General features: G+C 54.3%; 13 protein-coding genes. 2 read left to right on the top strand and 11 right to left on the bottom strand.

Features of this window, described 5'->3' with window-relative positions; genetic code table 11:
- Positions 1 to 43: 43 nt before the first annotated feature.
- From PGRAT_RS01645 to PGRAT_RS01600, 10 genes are all read right to left on the bottom strand, one after another.
- Positions 44 to 1075, bottom strand: coding sequence for an ABC transporter ATP-binding protein (locus PGRAT_RS01645; RefSeq protein ID WP_025704240.1), 1032 nt, complete (start codon positions 1073 to 1075; stop codon positions 44 to 46).
- 38 nt (positions 1076 to 1113) lie between these two features.
- On the bottom strand, positions 1114 to 1938 hold the full coding sequence (locus PGRAT_RS01640; RefSeq protein WP_025704241.1) for an ABC transporter permease: 825 nt from the start codon (positions 1936 to 1938) through the stop codon (positions 1114 to 1116).
- A gap of 40 nt (positions 1939 to 1978) precedes the next feature.
- A complete protein-coding gene (locus PGRAT_RS01635) occupies positions 1979 to 2989 on the bottom strand; it encodes a LacI family DNA-binding transcriptional regulator (protein WP_025704242.1) in 1011 nt (336 codons plus the stop codon).
- A 370-nt stretch (positions 2990 to 3359) separates the two neighbouring features.
- Positions 3360 to 4346 (bottom strand): alpha/beta fold hydrolase, encoded by a 987-nt coding sequence (locus PGRAT_RS01630; protein ID WP_025704243.1) that lies wholly within the window; start codon positions 4344 to 4346, stop codon positions 3360 to 3362.
- 130 nt (positions 4347 to 4476) lie between these two features.
- A complete protein-coding gene (locus PGRAT_RS01625) occupies positions 4477 to 5376 on the bottom strand; it encodes a DNA-3-methyladenine glycosylase family protein (protein WP_042265888.1) in 900 nt (299 codons plus the stop codon).
- Complete coding sequence (locus tag PGRAT_RS01620; RefSeq protein WP_025703315.1) at positions 5357 to 5911, bottom strand: methylated-DNA--[protein]-cysteine S-methyltransferase; 555 nt, start codon at positions 5909 to 5911, stop codon at positions 5357 to 5359. Before PGRAT_RS01620 ends, PGRAT_RS01625 begins: the two co-directional genes overlap by 20 nt.
- On the bottom strand, positions 5904 to 6479 hold the full coding sequence (locus tag PGRAT_RS01615; RefSeq protein ID WP_025703316.1) for a bifunctional transcriptional activator/DNA repair enzyme AdaA: 576 nt from the start codon (positions 6477 to 6479) through the stop codon (positions 5904 to 5906). Before PGRAT_RS01615 ends, PGRAT_RS01620 begins: the two co-directional genes overlap by 8 nt.
- A gap of 167 nt (positions 6480 to 6646) precedes the next feature.
- Positions 6647 to 7651 (bottom strand): 2-keto-3-deoxygluconate transporter, encoded by a 1005-nt coding sequence (gene kdgT / locus PGRAT_RS01610; RefSeq protein WP_042267739.1) that lies wholly within the window; start codon positions 7649 to 7651, stop codon positions 6647 to 6649.
- Positions 7652 to 7813: 162 nt separating this feature from the next.
- The gene (locus PGRAT_RS01605; RefSeq protein ID WP_025706369.1) at positions 7814 to 8827 is read right to left on the bottom strand and encodes a tripartite tricarboxylate transporter substrate binding protein; all 1014 of its coding nucleotides are present in this window, start codon (positions 8825 to 8827) and stop codon (positions 7814 to 7816) included.
- 174 nt (positions 8828 to 9001) lie between these two features.
- Positions 9002 to 11317 (bottom strand): helix-turn-helix domain-containing protein, encoded by a 2316-nt coding sequence (locus PGRAT_RS01600; protein WP_025706370.1) that lies wholly within the window; start codon positions 11315 to 11317, stop codon positions 9002 to 9004.
- A 199-nt stretch (positions 11318 to 11516) separates the two neighbouring features.
- Here PGRAT_RS01600 and PGRAT_RS01595 point away from each other — a divergent pair, with 199 nt between their 5' ends.
- Positions 11517 to 13163, top strand: coding sequence for an SWIM zinc finger family protein (locus PGRAT_RS01595; protein WP_042265887.1), 1647 nt, complete (start codon positions 11517 to 11519; stop codon positions 13161 to 13163).
- Positions 13160 to 16192, top strand: coding sequence for a DEAD/DEAH box helicase (locus tag PGRAT_RS01590; RefSeq protein WP_042265886.1), 3033 nt, complete (start codon positions 13160 to 13162; stop codon positions 16190 to 16192). The genes PGRAT_RS01595 and PGRAT_RS01590 overlap by 4 nt, the downstream gene beginning before the upstream one ends.
- Before the next feature lie 113 nt (positions 16193 to 16305).
- Here the strand turns inward: PGRAT_RS01590 and PGRAT_RS01585 are convergent, their stop codons facing one another.
- Positions 16306 to 16782 (bottom strand): hypothetical protein, encoded by a 477-nt coding sequence (locus PGRAT_RS01585; RefSeq protein WP_025703841.1) that lies wholly within the window; start codon positions 16780 to 16782, stop codon positions 16306 to 16308.
- Positions 16783 to 17030: the final 248 nt, after the last annotated feature.

Raw genomic sequence — 17030 nt, 5'->3', positions numbered from 1 at the left:
CCTCCTCAGGATTTATGAATTTGTAAAAGTCTTAGAAATGGACTTACCCTTGCGGGTACGCCAATATTTTCGAGAACTGGACAGAAATCTCTTGACCCTGCTGCAGTTCCTTAACCTTGTCACGGGCCATGAAGGCACGGATCACGCCATAATTCCGGATGTCAGCAGAAACTTCGGCATAATGCCCAAGCACCATAATTTGTTTAATGATTCCATGAAGTCCGCTTCCTGCCGAGCTCTCCAATACAATATCCTCAGGCCGAACCGCTACAGTTACTTCGCCTGAAAGGCCTGTGGCATTGGGAAAGTGAAGTGAACCTACTTGAATGCCATCTTCAGTGATCACCCCCTTCATAAAATTCATTTTCCCGATAAATTGAGCGACATATAAGGATTTCGGCTCATCGTAAATTTCCTGCGGTGTTGCAATTTGCTCGATCTGTCCATGGTTCATGACTACGATCCGGTCGGAAATAGATAATGCCTCCTCCTGGTCATGAGTGACAAACACCATCGTCAGTCCAAGCTCGGCCTGGATTTCCCGAAGCTCCTCACGCATCTCGTGGCGCAGCTTGGCATCCAGGGCGGAGAACGGCTCGTCGAGCAGCAGTACCGCCGGCTTCAGCAGCAGCGATCTCGCCACCGCAATACGCTGCTGCTGTCCTCCTGACAGCTGCCCGGGATATTTCTTCTCCGAGCCGGGCAGCCGGACCAGCTCAAGCACCTCTGAAATCGCTTTATCGCGTTCAGCCTTCCGGATTTTTCTGATTTTGAGCCCAAAGGCCAAATTCTCATAAACCGTCATATGCGGCCATAAATTATAGCCCTGAAACACCATGGATGTCGGCCGCTTCTCCGGAGGAGTGCTTAAAACGCTTTTCCCCTCGATCATGATGTCACCGGAGTCCGGGTCCAGGAAACCGCCGACGCTGCGAAGCACCGTCGTTTTACCGCAGCCGGAAGGACCAAGCAGGGTGATCATCTCTCCTTTCTTCACATCCAATGAAATACCGGTGACACCGTCGCCAGTCTTGTACCGTTTCGTCAGCTTCTGTATCGATAAATGAGCCTCCATAATGACCTCCTGTCAAAGTGACTGCGGAATTACGCCTGTTATTTCATTTGGAAGCCGCTCGACAAGACATCTGCGCTGACAAATTTCCGGGCGGCGAGCAGCAGAATCAAGGTCGGAGCTGTCAAAATAATGGAGAACACTGCGCCGGCATAAGCGGGATAATCCGTGATAATGCCATACATGACCACGGGCATTGTCCTGAAATTAGGCACCCCTACAAGATAGGTCCCCTGCGCTTCGTCCAATGAACTGAGGAAGGTGAAGATTGAAGCGACAATGATTCCCGGCATCGCCAGCGGAAGAGTAATGCTGCGGAATACGCGGAACGGGCTTGCTCCCACATCCCTTGCCGATTCTTCCTGTGCCGTATGGACATTCCGGAAGGAAGCGGTGGGAATCCAGGTCATGTACATCAGCACGTTGATAATATGGATGAGCACCACTCCCAGCAGGGTGTTCATCAGGCCGATTTTGTAGAACAATACAGCGATCGAAACATATAGGCCCATTTTGGGAAAAGCGTGTGTCAGCAGGAACGAGAACAGGAAGAAACGGCTGAGCGGAAACCGGATCCGTGCGAACGCATAAGCTGCAGGAACGCACAGCAGGATCGACACTGCGGTGACGATGGCAGCAATACCGAATGAAAGTCCAATCGACTCGGCAATACCGTCCCTTGACAGCACAAAGGACCACCATTTCAGCGACCACTCTCTGGGAAGCGGATCTGGATAGCTCCAATTTCCGGTAAAAGCCAGGAGCGCCAGATTTAACAAAGGCCCCATAAAGAAAATCACGAAGGCGGCCAGCAACAAAAACTCGATGATTTTTTTGGGGCCAACAGCTTTTAAATACCATCTCATTACAGGGGTTTCTCCTCTCTGCATCAGCATCACGCCGTTATTAGAATCGTTGGGTGGAGTCGCGGATCACCAGCTCCGGTTCCAGCTCGACCGCTGTTTCCTCTACCGGCTCATGCCGGATCAGCTTGTCCAGCATTACGCAGGCCAGCCTCCCCATCTTCTCCGTATCGACTCTCACCGTAGTCAGTGAGGGTGTCAGAATGGATGCAACATCATTATCATCGAAGCCCATAACAGCTACCTGCCCGGGAACACTAATGGAATGCTCCATTAGAAACTTCATCGCCCCCAGCGCGATCATATCGTTGGTGCCGAAGATCGCAGTGTACGCCCGGCTTCGGAAATGCTCCCAATGCTCTTTCATCATCCGATAGCCCTCCTCAAAGGTTGATGACAGCAGATAAGCAATATCGGAGTCGCCAAACTCTACCCTTTGCCCGTTCATATAGGCGCGGAAGCCCTCCAGCCGGAGATGATGGCTCCGGTGGGACTGCGGTCCGGCGAGCATGAATATCCGCTTGTGCCCGAGTCCGCTCAAATGACGGGCGGCTTCCAGGCCTCCGCTCTGGTCGCGGTTGACGATATGAATGACCCCGGGAACATCCGTGGACCCGTTCACCATGATATACGGAACGCCAAATTTGCCGATGTGGTCGATCACATTCTGTTCAAGACGGCTGATCAGGATCAGCCCATCCACCCTTTTCTCCAGCATAAAGTCAGCGGAGCGCAGCGACATCTCATGATCGGTGGTCACAAATACCGAATAGTTCATGGAGGAAGCCGACGCAAGGATGGCATCCAGTATTTTTCCGTAAAAAGGATGCGACGCAACAGGATACTCACGCCGATAGATCAGTACGCCGATATTGTGTGTCCGCTGCGAAACCATCGCCCGCGCAACCGCATTGGGTTTGTACTGAAGCTCCTGAATGACTTTAAGCACTTTGTCTCTTGCCTCCTGGCTTGCATATCCGCTGCCCGAAATTACCCGGGAAACTGTAGATTTGGATACACCAGACAGCTGCGCAATCTCTTTGATATTTCTCACGGATTACCCTCGCTTTCTCTGTGAGACCGTTCCCATATGAGATCGTTCCCACATCAAACAGATTAACTACTGAATGTAAGTCCGGTATTAATGAAAAGGTTCAATTTCGTAAATCATTTTTTTGAGCTTTACGTAATTCTTATAGAAATACGCAGAGCTTTTTTCAAAAATAAAAGACGACTCTTCATCCGGAATTCAGAATGAATGTCGTCTTTATTGCACTTTGTACATTAGAATCCCCCGAAAAAACCGGGTTTGGCTCCAAATCTCCAAATCTGCTGCACAAAATACAGCAGAAGGCGATTCGGCGCAGAACAGTGAGCATTCTACTGCACGAAGTGCAATCACGCATGCCAATATTATTCATAGATCAAAAAGGGCGAGCCGGGGAAGCACTTAAGAATGCATTCACATCATCGGCTATTTTCTTATAGTGTGTCCAATGCAGATAATGATGCCCTTTTAATACGATAAGTTGATGGGTGCTTACATTCTTGAGCTGCTCTTCGTAGAAGGTGATATTGGACTTGCCGTCTTCAGTTACCTTATCTATCTTGGGCGCAAAAATTATCACAGGCAAATTGGGCGGAAAGGTCATTTCTTTCGTTGCGTTGATGTTACGCTCCATTTCATTCGCTTCATTTACTACGTCTTTATTGTACGCTTTCCAGGCTGTAATCATTTTGGTCAGTTTTATATTCTCATCAGAATACGTGCCCTTGTCCGCTTTTGGCAGGAAATCTGACGGATTGATATAGGCTACAAGTCTGGCCACACCGCTTGGTGCAATCAGGCTCATATATGCAGGGATCCCAGGTACAGATTCCTTGAAATACTCCACAGCCTGCGGCAGGGTGATATCAATTCCGGCAATCGCTTCGATTTCATCGGGATATTTATTGGCATAATACACACTGTAGATGCCGGATGCAGAGTGGGACAAAAGCGTGTATGGGCCCGGGATGCCCGCTTGCTGCAGCGCGCTGCGGAGTTCCCCGACGATGTTGTCCACCGTCCGCTTTTCATTGGTAAGATCACTCCAGCCATACCCAAAAGGCTCTACGACTACCACTTTATTGTGTTTGGCCAATTCATTAAGCAAAGGTTCATAATCCAGCACAGGTGCGGCTGTCCCCAGCCCGGGTAACATTACAATTGTGCGGCCCTTTGTTCCCTTCGTGTACACATGCATTTTTTTGCCCTTCACTTCAACATACTGGCCCCATGCCGGATATTGCTTATGCTCATACATTGTCATTATGCCGTTACCCGACATAACTATAAGCAGGACTGCGACTACAAACAGCATGATGTTCCTGATTATTTTCAATAACTTGAACTTTTTCTTCGTTTTCATAAAATGAATAGCCCCTTTACCCAATGATGGATGAATGAAGATGATTGCTCTCATATCCTCTCTTCATTACTTCATTGTAAGGGGCTTAGTTTAAATACCGGGGCAGGGGCTGTTTAAATTTTGTTTAAAATTAATAAAGCGCCCGCCACAAATAAAACGTGGCGTAAGCCTCCCAGCCGCGCCAGGGCTCTGCCAGCTTCAGCAGCTCTGCCGGGGTAGGCTTCCGGTCCATGCCGGTCAGAAATTTGACCGCATTCTGCAGCCCCACATCTCCCACCGGGAAGGCTGTGGTGTCATCCAGACATCGCATCCTTACATACTGCGAGGTCCATGGACCGATACCGCGGATCTGCAGCAGACGCTGCTCGGCGGCGTCCGGGGACGGCAGCGCCAGCAGCGCTTCGCGGCTTAAGCCGCCGCTGGCTATAAGCGCAGCCACGTCCAGCACCGTCCGTGCTTTGCTGCGGGACAATTGCAGGGCGCACAGCTCCTCCAGCTGCACATCCGCGAACACTTCCGGGCCGGGGAATGCATAATAGACATCCCCTTCCCATTCCAGCGATCCGCCGTAGGCAGCGGTCAGCTGCTGTTTCAGCCTGTAGGCAAAAGCCAGATTCACCTGTTGGCCCAGAATGGCCCAGCATAGCGCCTCGAACAGATCGGGAATTCCGACGATCCGAAGTCCCCTATGCTGCTCAGCAAGCGGTGCCAGCAGCGGATCAGCTTGCGCCAGATGGTAGAATGGCGCAAGATCGCGGTCCAGATCGAACCATTCCCGGATATAGCGGGCCAGCCATTCTGCCGCCCCTGGATCGGGAATGTCTCCGTGCAGCAGTGTTACATGCATTCTGTTCTCCCCGGGAACTGTCAGCCTGATAAGCAGCGGCTGGTTATCCAGATTGAAATAACGGGTCACTCCCTCCTGATCCATCCGGTATAGGCACTCAAGCGGCGAGCGGTTCAGGTATTCCAGGCAGACCCCGAAATCGAAAAATTCCGGCAGCGGCAGCTCAAAAAGCAAATCGTTCATGGCCCGCCGCCCCCACATGATTAATGCCTTCCAGGGCAAGCAGCTCCTGCTTCAGCTTGAGCCCTCCCCGGTATCCGGTCAATGTGCCATTCGTGCCAATGACCCGGTGACAAGGCAGAATGACCGGCAGCGGATTCTGTCCGTTGGCTGTCCCCACGGCGCGCATGGCTTGCGGTCTGCCAATTCTCTCAGCAAGCTCCCGGTAGGTAATGACTTCACCATGCCCAATAGTGGCCAGTCCCTTCCAGACCTCCTGCTGAAACGGAGTTCCCCAGATATCCAGCGGGATATCCCTGAAGCTGACTGCTGCTCCCGCGAAATAGTTCTCCATTTCCCGGGTAATTCCCAGCTCCTCGAACACCGTCTGATCTTCCTGATAACGGTGCCGTGGAACATAGGTGTTCAGCCACTTCCCTTCAGGCAGCCGCTCTTCTAGCCCGAAAGACAAACGGACCACGCCCTTCTCACTGGCCCACAGGGTCCAATCCCGGCTCCCCAGGTTCAGGGTATGACGATAAATCGTAATTTCACTCATGATGAATCCCTCCTTTGAATTGGGCACGGTATTCTGTCGGCGGCAGACCGGTCTTCCGCGTAAACCATGCGGTAAAATGGGACGGCCCGCGAAAGCTGACCGCTTGTCCCACCTCGGCAACCGCTAGCTCTGTATCTGTGAGCAGCGCACAGGCTTTCTCTATGCGCAGCTGATCGAGCCGCCCGGCGGGCGACCGCCCGGTGACCCGCTTATAGGTGCGCTGCAGATGGAACGGGCTGACCCTCAGCCATCCGGCAAGCATCTCCAATGTCACCTTCTGCCCGAACTGTGCCTCCATCAGCTGATCTGCCTCGGCCGCCAGCACTGCGTCCGGGCGCAGCACGCCGCCTTCCTCCGGGCGGCATCTTTTGCAGGGCCTGAATCCGGCGGCTACCGCCTGCTCCAAGGATTCATAAAAAACCACATTGCCCGGCTTCGGCGTCCTCGCCCGGCAGGACGGGCGGCAGACAATATGTGTCGTCAGCACCGCCGTATAATATACGCCATCATAGGTCGGCTCACGCCGCACAACGGATTCGTAGACCCGCTCGAATAATGCCTGTTCCATCGGTAATCACCTCATACCGCCAGTATATACGATTCAATATACCTTATGCAGCCCTTTGGAACAGGAGAGCAAGATTACGACAGTGCCGCCATGACAGCGGTTGGAGGGGCTGAATCTGTCACATGATTATTTTATTAATGTATAATTCAGGTTGTTATATGAATATATTATATTGCAGTTTTCTGAGTCTGCATATCTACAGGGCCCTTAGTAAGGGGCGGGTTCTTCTTTTTCATATAATCGGAGTAGTACGCTGTAATGATCGGTACAAGAATGGAGGTTACGATAACCGATGCAGCCACAAGCGCGGTTGCTGACTCGGCGGCTGGCAGGAATTCGGGTTTCATGTTGGCGACCAGCATCGGGTTCGCTACAGCAGCACCGGCAGTACTGGAGGCGGCAAGTCCGGCAGTCCCGTTACCTTTGCCAATGAATTTGTCCGCCAAAATCAGCGGGACACCTGTAATAATAATGACAACGACACCCAGCAGAATACCGAGCAGGCCTGTATCTACAATTACACCCAGGTCGATCGAGCTGCCCAGTGCGAACCCGAAGAAGGGAATAAGTGTCTGTGTAGCTTTGCCGAAATAGGCGCGCAGATCATGGTCCAGGTTACCCAGCAGGAAGCCGATCAGGAAAGGAAGCACAGCGCCTACAAACAGATGCGGTTCGAATACGGCTGCCCCGGTGCTGCCCAGAATCAGCATGGTTACGAGCGGCCCGGATTCCAATGACATCAGTACAAATGCGCCGGATTCTTCCTTGGTTCCATATTGCTGCATAATGGAAGCGTACAGGCCGCCGTTGGTCATATCCATTGCGGAAATGATCGCCAGAACAGATAATCCGGCAAAAAATCCGCTTTGCACACCGCCCTCAGGCAGAAACCGAATGGCAATCATGGCGACTACCCAGGCTACGGCAATCTTGGTCAATACGAGTGTACCGGATTTACGGATGACAGTTCCGGTTGCCCTGACATCAATGGCAGCGCCCATACAGAAGAACCAGACGGCCAGAATAGGCACAGTTCCTGTCATCAGGCCTTTGGTGAAGCCGCCAAAGTACTCGCCCGCATTCGGAAAAGCCGTGTGGATGACAGCTCCAAGAAATAATGGAACCAGCATCATACCGCCGGGAATCTTATCTAAGGTCTGTTTAATTTTCATGTGAATGATCATACCCTTCTCCACTTATTTTTTGCATTTAATGAATATTTTGTATGTTATGGGCGCAGCAAATCAGTCCCACGAGCCTAGCTGTCCGCTACAGTTTGTTAAACCTGCGAGCAGCTGTCTCTGAGAAAAAGTTTGCTTGACTGCGCTTTCACATCACTTGCGGCTGAGTCCCAGCTCCGGAATCATTTGGGCGAATGTATCATCGCTTTCTTTCAATTGCCGGGAGAAGGCTTTGCCGTCCTTAACCAGCAGGCCAAGTCCATTTACGTTCATATACTCACGGAAGGCCTTGTCTTCGGTTCCCTTGATAAATGCCCCGGCGAGTATATCCGCAATCGCGTCCGGTGTATCCTTGGGTACAGCAAGTCCCCTCCATGTACCTGTGAAATTCACATGTATTCCGGTCTGCTCCTCCAGAGTGGGAACGCCCGGCAGCGCATCAGAGCGCTTGTCGGCGTTAACCGCCAGTGTCCGCAGCTTTCCTTCGTCCACATACTTTTTCACTTCAGCGGGACTCACCGGCACCGCATCCACAAAACCGTCCATTAAAGCGGAAACGGCGGGCCCGGCACCTTCAAAGGGAATATGTGCGAACCTCACACCTGTTTCCCGTTCCAACGTTATGGCAGCTAAATGCCAAATACTTCCCGTTCCTGCGTTTCCCATTTTCAATTCGCCTGGATGCGCTTTCGCAAAGTCGAGAAATTCATTTACGGTTTGCCACGGCGCGCCTTGCCTTACGGTAATGGCGGAAGGGTCAAAATTTGTCTGAGCGATGGGTTTGAACTTCTCATAGGTAATCGGCAGCAAGCCCAGATGCGGAAGAATGGTCAATTCGGCCGGCAAAAAAGTCACCGTGTATCCGTCACCCTTGGCCCCTGCACCTTCCATCAGTCCGACGGAGCCTCCTCCGCCTGTCCGGTTGACAACGATAACGGGCTGTCCCAGAATCTTCTCTGCTGCTTTGGCTAATGCCCTTGCTGTTGCATCCGTTCCTCCGCCTGCAGCGTACGGCACAATTAATGTGATCGGCTTCTCGGGGAAATCAGCGTTATTCCCCTTGTTGCCGCGATCGTTCGCTATGCGGCTTCCAATAAGAAAGAGGCTGACCACAGCCAGTAACGATGCTGTCCAGACTCCTATTCGCATTCCCCGTTTCAAAAGCATCCCTCTTCTCTTTATTAAGGATATCGGGCTGCTGGCCGGAACCTGCAAATCCTGCCGTTTGCTCTTTCGCCCCACCCCCGAATTTCTAAACATCAGCTCCTGCGCTGCATAGCTGTGAAAGTTTTCTCAAGTAGAACTTTATCGCATTCGGGGATGCCCTACAATCATATTATCTTATTCTGAATCCTCAGAAACGCCGGAACGGCGCGGTTTTGGCCGATCTGCATATCCGCTGGGATATTTGCTGCTCTCCCGGAACTTGCCCGGTGTCGTCGATTTGATTTTGCGGAAGGCCCGGATGAAGCTGTTCTCATTCTGGTACCCCACCTGAAGGGCGATGTCGGCAATCTTCAGGCCGCTATCCTGCAAAAGCCCGCAGGCTTTATCAATTCTCAGGTTGGTGAGGTAGTCATATACCGTTGATCCGGTCTCTTCCTTGAAGATCGTGCTGACAGAAGATACCCCCATATTGATATGCCCTGCGATATCCTGAAGCCCGATATTCTCTTGCAAGTGGCTCTCCATATACGCAATCAGATTCTGCACAAGCAGATATTCCTTGGACTGACGGTGCGCTCCCAGCACACCCGCCATATGAACGGCAATGCGGCACAGCATATCCTCAATTTCAGCCAGATCCATAGTTGTCACCTGATGCCTGGTGTAATCCGCAAGCTCAGCGGGAAGCGGATACCCTCCGGTTGTGGCCATACTCATAATCTCCTCCAGCAGGTCATTGATGGAGCGGAAGACCTTTTGCGGCTGTATGCCTAGTTTGCGTGTATCTTTTGTACCTCTGCGTACCCACTCCAGGGCTGTCCCCCCATCCGATGACTTCAGCGCGTGCAGCACTTCCTGCCTCCAGGCTTCATCCGCAGCACCGACACTTTCGGTATATTTGCTCTCCGCTTCCGGGTAAGCATGAACCAGGCCGTACCCCTCATACAAGCGACCGGACAAGGCGTGCATGGATTGATCGTAGGAACGGGCCGCTTGTGCAACGCCTGAAGCCGTGCTGCCCACACCGATGGACACAGAGATCTTCAGCACCTCCTGCAGTAGAACGACCAGTCTGGCCGATTCCTCCTTAAGCTCCTTCTCTTCCAGCTCCCGGGGCTGAAGCAGCACGGCCAGACTGTCCTTCTGCGGAGCAGTGGTCACGGCTCTCCAGGCTGGTTCGAAATATTCCAGTACAATATTGTTCATCGCATATTTCAGCAGCATCTGATCCTCTTCCACAAAGGCCGCTGCCCACTGTGCATGGCGGTCAATGGATATTATCAGCAGCTCGAGGGGGTTTTCCTCCCAATCTGCAAAATAATGCTCCCATTTGGTCCGCATTTCCTGCGTGCCCATGCTCCGGCTGATCAGATCATTTACGTATTTGGACCGCAGCTCCGGCAGACTCCAATCCGCGACCAGCGATTTGCTCTGGAAATCACCCACCAGCTTGCCGATCACCGGCTCCAGATCATACAGATTGCCATGACCGGCTGCCGCTATATCCGGAGTCAACAGCTTGTTGATCCGTTTCAAAGGCCGGAAGGCCGCGAAATTATAATAGTAAATGGCCGAGCACCCTACAGCGATGGAAATCAATGACAGCATAAGCATCATATTGCGCGCGGTGGTCACATTTTTGAGCAGCTGCTCCATGGGAACCAGTGAAAGCATCCGCCAGCCGGTCACATTGGAGAAGGTCTGGTTGGCCATGTAAGCCTTGCCTTCAATCTTCACGTGGGTAAAAGGGCTTACATCAATATCCTTCAGCACCTTATCCATTTCCGTAAGGGGAAACGGGAGGTTCAGCTTGGGATAGATCAATTCGCCTTCCAGATTGTACACAAATTGATAGCTCGACAAATGGCTGTACAGTTTGGAGAACAGCATGTCGTAATCCAGATCAATCAATACCGCTCCCGCAACCTCCCCGTTCCGGACGATTGGACGGGCTAACGAGAGCAGCTCCGTATTGCTGAGCTGGGGGTCGGTGCCGGTGTAGACTCTTCTTTTGATCAGCAGCGGCTTCTCCTTCATCTTCTCAATCCACGGGGTCCAGGCATGCTCCGGCGCTTCCTCCCAGGAGGCCTTGTAGCCGTAGCCGCTCGAAATCACGGAATGATCTTTGAATTTGATCACGCTGATGGCATGAATGTCCGGCTCTGTGGCGAGCGTTTTCAGTACATCCTGCGGCTCGGCGGCGATCTCCGCATCTTCAGCGTCTGCATTGATGTATTTCAGAACAGCCTGGTGAAAGGATAAATCCACCGCTTTATTGTCCGCCTCGCGGAATGCCCTGTTGGTGACATCCAGATTGATCTGCAGCAGTTCAATATTTGGCGTGTTCAGCTCCGTATCGAGCGCATTCCGGTACTCTCTGTAGGAGAACAGGCCAATCAGTATAATCAGCAGCGACACACTGACGGTCAACATCAGGATCAGCCGGTTTTGTTTGTTGTTCAGCAAATATTTTAACTTAAAGCGCAGCATTGGTATTGCTTCATCCTTCCGCAGGTCTCTCTGTTCCAGACCATAGAGTAGCATGTGTCGTCCATCCTTCAATATGGAGCATATCATACTCTTTAAGGTTTTAAACGTTTAGAGTGAAGAACCTGATAAATGATATAATAGTAGGAGCTAAAAAAGCGTTCCAGGTTCAAAAAGACCTTTATACAGGAGATTAACCCTAATGCAGCCTAATTTAATGATAAACGATGCCGAGTGGGATAAGCTCATCTCAGATGTGGCTTACTATTTTGAGGATCTGACCCTCAAGCGGGGATTTCAATATTATAAACAGAACCGTGTCCGTTCCTTTCGGATGATCTCGTCCCGGAGAGTGATGGCGGTTGTCGAGGGCAGAGAGGATTACGCTGTCAGTATGGAGCTGGACAGCTTGACGGACAGCCACTGCGATTGCCCCGTTCAGGGACCCTGCAAGCATATGGCGGCTGTGCTGATGAGTGTTGCCGAGTCGCAGGAACGGTCCGTGAATATGCTGGCCAATGCCAAGGCCGTCATCGACCGGAAGAAGGCAGAGGCTCTGGAGGCTGCCGCTGCTGCCGGCGTTTCCGGCGGCCGCCGGGAACAGGCGAAAGAGCTCGCCGGGCTGATTCCCGGGGCAACGGTAGAAGAGTGGCGTAACTACATGGCGCTGCTCACCGCGCCGCTGGCGCAGACTGTGCGCAATCCGCACTATGCGGAGCGGGCGCTCAGCGCCATTGCGCAGGCAAAGGCCGACCTCCCCCCTGGCGCTGAGCTGCTGTTTCAGCTTAATGCGCATTTGTTCATCCTGGAGAGCCTGATTACACCTAGCGGCTCGCATAACGCAGGGTCCCTCTCATCTTTTGGTTACTCGCTGGGATATTATACCGCCATTGCCGTCTCTGAGCTTCAAGAAGCGATTACAAGCCTCATGAAGCGCAGCCTGCCGCTCGCCTCTGAGCCGGAGGCATGGCCGAGGCTTAAGGATACGCTGGCTCATGTACAGCTTGAGATGCTGACGGAATCACGCGACCGTCTGCGGGAGCAGCCTTATTTCTCTTTCTGCTACGATCAGCTCTGGCAGCGCTGGATTGCCCCGAACGCCAGCGATCCGGCGCTCTATCTGGAGGAGCTTGAAGCGCTCCGTGAACGGGCTGGCGGGCTGGGCGCTGCTGTTAACCGCTCGGCACTGCTGCTGGCTGAGAGCCGGATGTACTTCTACCTGAGCGACGACAAAGCCGCCTGGGAACGGCTGGCTGCCGCCTCTGAACGGCCGGGCCTGCATCCGGACGAGCTGCTTGGCTGCCTGGAGCCGCTCGCCGAAGCCGGGCACTGGTCCCGTCTTGCAGCCTGGCTTGAAACGACAGGACCTCTGCTGAGCAGCCGCTTATATAATCTGCACAGATATGCCGGATACTGGGAAGAAGTGGTCCGCCGCCTGCCAGAGACGGAACCCCGAATGTGGGACACGCTGTCCGCGATGCTTCCGCTCTCAGGCGATATCTATGAAGGCAAGCTGCTGGACCACGGCAAGTGGCGGGAATGGATGGACTATCAGCTGTCCTCCGGCAAGGAGCCTTCCGATTTCCGGGTGAGCGACCTGCAGCCGGTAGAGAAAAATGCGCCGGAGCTGCTGCTGCCGTTCTACCATCAGGCTGCGGAACGGTTCGTGCTGGAGAAAAACCGCCACAGCTATAAAGCTGCGGTGAAACTATTGAAGCGTCTTGCCAAGCTGTACAAAAAGATGAAGCGCGAGGAGCGGTGGGCAGAATTCCTGGATGCCTTCACGGGCCGGCACAGCCGGCTTCGCGCACTGCAGGAGGAGCTGAGGAAAGGAAAGCTGATCCCATGAGCATGTATACACGAAATATTACCGTCCAGCTGGCCTTGAGCCAATATGGCGATGCCCTGATCTACGGCATCAATGAACGGGATGACTATGTCTCCGGCCTGCTGCTGAAGCAGCAGCTATTCGCCTGGCATGAGGAATCCTTCTATGGTACGGAATTAACTACCCAGAACGCCGACGGCGTGGAACTGGTCATTCTTCCTGCCGAACAGGTAATCCCATTCTTCGCGGATCTGAAGGTGCTCCGGCATATCGGATGGAGCTGGGAAGGCAATGCGGGAATCTTGACTGCGCTGGCCCCGGTTCTGGCCGCACTGTTGGATGAGAAACAGTATGTTCCCAGCTTCTCCGCTTTCCGCGAAGGCCAGCTGCGCTGGGCCTGGGACGGCAAGGCCCTTGCAGGCGCGGCGGGAGGTAACCCGGAAGCCGAAGCCGGCTTGCGCGGACTACGGGAACGCAGCGGATTTGAGGAAGGGCTGCAGGCCGCCTTCTCGGCGGCGGTCTTTCAGCGGTATTACAGCACGGAAGCTGAAGCGGGCGACCTGCGGAGTGAATTTCCGCTGCTGTTCAGCCGCAGCGGGCTGGCGGCCGCGGGGATGGACGCGGACAGCTGGCTGATGTCCATCGGCTGGAAGGCGGACTCCGCGCCGTTCCGTCCCGTGCTGCAGCTGCTGGAGCCGGACGGGGACTCGTCCTTCTGGCGACTTCAGCTGCTGCTGCAGGACAAGCGCGACGAATCCGCGCTTGTGCCGCTGCGGCTCTCGGACGACGGAGAGCCGCATGGGCGCTGGCCCGCACCGTGGGCGGAGCACGTCCGCGAGCGGGCGGCCGGGTGGCTGTCGCGCCTGCGGGAGAGCCTGCCCGGCGAGCACATCGGCCGCGGGCGCGATGTGCTTGGGGAGCCGCTTAGCGACGAGGTCGCATGGCGGTTCCTCACGGTCGACAGCCGGCGCCTGCTGGAGGCCGGCTGGCAGGTGCTGCTGCCGGCATGGTGGGAAGCCGCCAGCCGCAAAAAGCCGCGCCTGCGCGCCAAGATCAGCTCCGGCGAGGGCAGCCGCGGAGGCCGGTCGCTGTTCGGGCTGGATGCGCTGGTCGACTTCGACTGGCGCATCTCCATCGGCGACGCCGACCTCTCCGAGGCGGAGTTCGCTGAGCTGGTCGCGCGCGGCGAACGGCTTGTGAAGTTCAGGGGCCAGTGGATTCCCCTGGACCCTGCTCTCCTGGCCCAGATCCAGCGGGCCATGGCCGGAATGGACAAGTCGCAGGGCTTGTCCTTCCAGGATGTGCTGCAGCTGCATCTGCTCGGCAGCAGCGAAGATGAATCCGCTGAAGCTGCGGCGGAGCAGGCTGAAGAGGACGCGGCGCGCTTCCGGCTGGAGGTGGAGCTGAACGCGCATCTGGTCAAGCTGATCGGCCAGCTCGGGCAGCGTGACCGGTGGCCGCAGCCCGCTGTGCCTGCGGGGCTGCATGCTGAGCTGAGAAGCTACCAGCAGGAGGGCTTTGCCTGGCTGGCCTTCCTGCGCCGTTTCGGCCTGGGGGCCGTGCTGGCCGATGACATGGGCCTGGGCAAAACTGTGCAGCTCATTGCCTATCTGCTCCATCTGAAGGAGCTGGAGGAGGCAGCCGAAGCTGACCCCGCTGCCGGCAGGATACGGCAGACGGACCCGCCCGGCTGGCCTTCCCTGATCATCTGCCCGACCTCCGTGCTCGGCAACTGGCAGAAGGAGCTGCAGCGGTTTGCCCCTTCCCTGAAGGTGATGCTGCACTATGGAAGTAAGCGGCTGGATGCCGGCTACTTCTACGGCGCAGCTTCTCAGGCGGATGTGGTCCTGACCTCGTACGCCACGGCTGCGCTCGATCAAGAGTTATTGAAGCAATTCACCTGGGCAGCGATCTGCCTGGATGAAGCACAGAACATCAAAAACGCCGGGACCAAGCAGTCCTCGGCTGTACGCAGCTTCCCGGCACTCCACCGGATCGCGCTGACAGGAACGCCCATCGAGAACAGGCTCTCGGAGCTGTGGTCGATCTATGATTTCATCACCCCGGGGTACCTCGGCAGCGCTAAATCCTTCCAGGACCGGTTCGCAAATGCTATAGAGAAGGAACGGGATGCGAAGCGGACGGCGGATCTGCAGAAGATGGTTAAGCCGTTCATGCTGCGCCGCAAGAAAAAAGACCCGGCAATCCAGCTCGATCTTCCGGACAAAAACGAGATGAAAACCTATGTTCACCTCACGGCTGAACAGGCTGCCCTATATGACCAGAACGTCAACGGACTGCTGGAACGGATGCAAAAGCTGGAGGGAATTGAACGCAAAGGGGCCATTCTGGCTGCACTGACCAGTCTTAAGCAGCTCTGTGATCACCCGCTGCTGCTGAGCAAGGATGCCTTGCCCGGGACAGAAACGGAGGGCCGGTTCGATACCGCTGTCTTGATTGAGCGGTCAGCGAAGCTGGAGCGGCTGCTCGCTATGGTGCGTGAGCTGCGCGAGGAGAATGAGCGCTGCCTGATCTTCACCCAGTATGTCGGCATGGGCAAGATGCTGCAGGCTGTGCTGTCCCAGGAGCTGCAGGAACCCGTGCTGTATCTGAACGGCAGCACACCCAAAAGCGCCCGCGACCGCATGATAGAGCAATTCCAGACACCTGCGCCGCCACAAGGCGAAGCCCCGCCGGCTGGCCACCAGCCGCAGTCTGATCAGCCCAATGTGTTCATCCTCTCGCTGAAGGCGGGAGGGGTCGGCCTGAACCTGACCGCAGCCAATCATGTCTTCCATTTCGACCGCTGGTGGAATCCGGCGGTTGAGAATCAGGCCACGGACCGCGCGTACCGGATGGGCCAGACCAAGGATGTGCAAGTGCACAAGTTCATCTCCCTGGGAACGCTGGAGGAAAAAATCGACGAAATGCTGGAGAGCAAGCAGCAGCTCAGCGATGATGTGATCTCCAGCTCGGAGAGCTGGATTACCGAGCTGTCCACCGATGCCCTGAAGGACCTGTTCACGCTGCGTAGGGAGTGGGTAGGCTGACCGGCCCTAAGCTGGCGCATTAAGCCTTCACTATTCCTCGGACATTCTGAAGACCGCCGCCAGATTGTCTGAACCCGCAAGCGAGCTGACGACCAGCGTGATGATTTCATCCGTCAGATTGTACAAAAGCTGCTGTCCGGCTTGATTTCAGCAGCAGCAGCCTCCGGAATTACGACTGCAGCATTTCTGCGGAAGCTGATAAGGGCAAAGTCGGACGTTGTGACAGCGACATTTTCCCGGAATTCCGAGGTGATCCGGCTGACTTCAAGCTGCTTCTGCGTAACCGGCGACAAGACACCTGCACTATCCACAAGGAAAATCTGGATCTGCAGCAGCTCCTGGGAATATACGGCATTGAACTGAAAGTAAGTCTGGGTGATGTTATAGGTTTTGGTTACTACTTCCCGGTAATTCACTTCAAATAATTCCTGGGCAAACAGCGTTTCCGGGGTTACATCATTATTCAGGCCTGTTATATACACCACAGCTTTGGACGATCCGTTATTGACTGCTTTAATTATTACTTGGCTAATGGCACCCAGTCCCTTGGTGGGTCTGCTTGTTAATGTATTAGTCGTTAAATAAGGCACAGTCCTTCCTCCTTCTAGTAATGCCGTTCTTATATCGTATGCGGCACGATTTGGAAGTTTCTAGATAAAACGGCAGATTGGCAGCACGGCAGGGCATTCCGGCGGTTCCTGAAATGGAGCAAGTTGCCAGCACCTACGCAGATGTGTTAAAATCAACGTAACTTTTTAAGAACGGAGGGTTGCGTGTGATAGACTATATCCGGATTCGCACTTTACGCGGCTAAGCTAATTGTATAGCGCTAAAGCTC

The sequence above is a fragment of the Paenibacillus graminis genome (assembly GCF_000758705.1).
Lineage (GTDB): Bacteria > Bacillota > Bacilli > Paenibacillales > Paenibacillaceae > Paenibacillus_AQ > Paenibacillus_AQ graminis.
The sequence above is the reverse complement of the archived record's forward strand: the minus strand, read 5'-3'. Positions and strand labels throughout refer to the sequence as shown.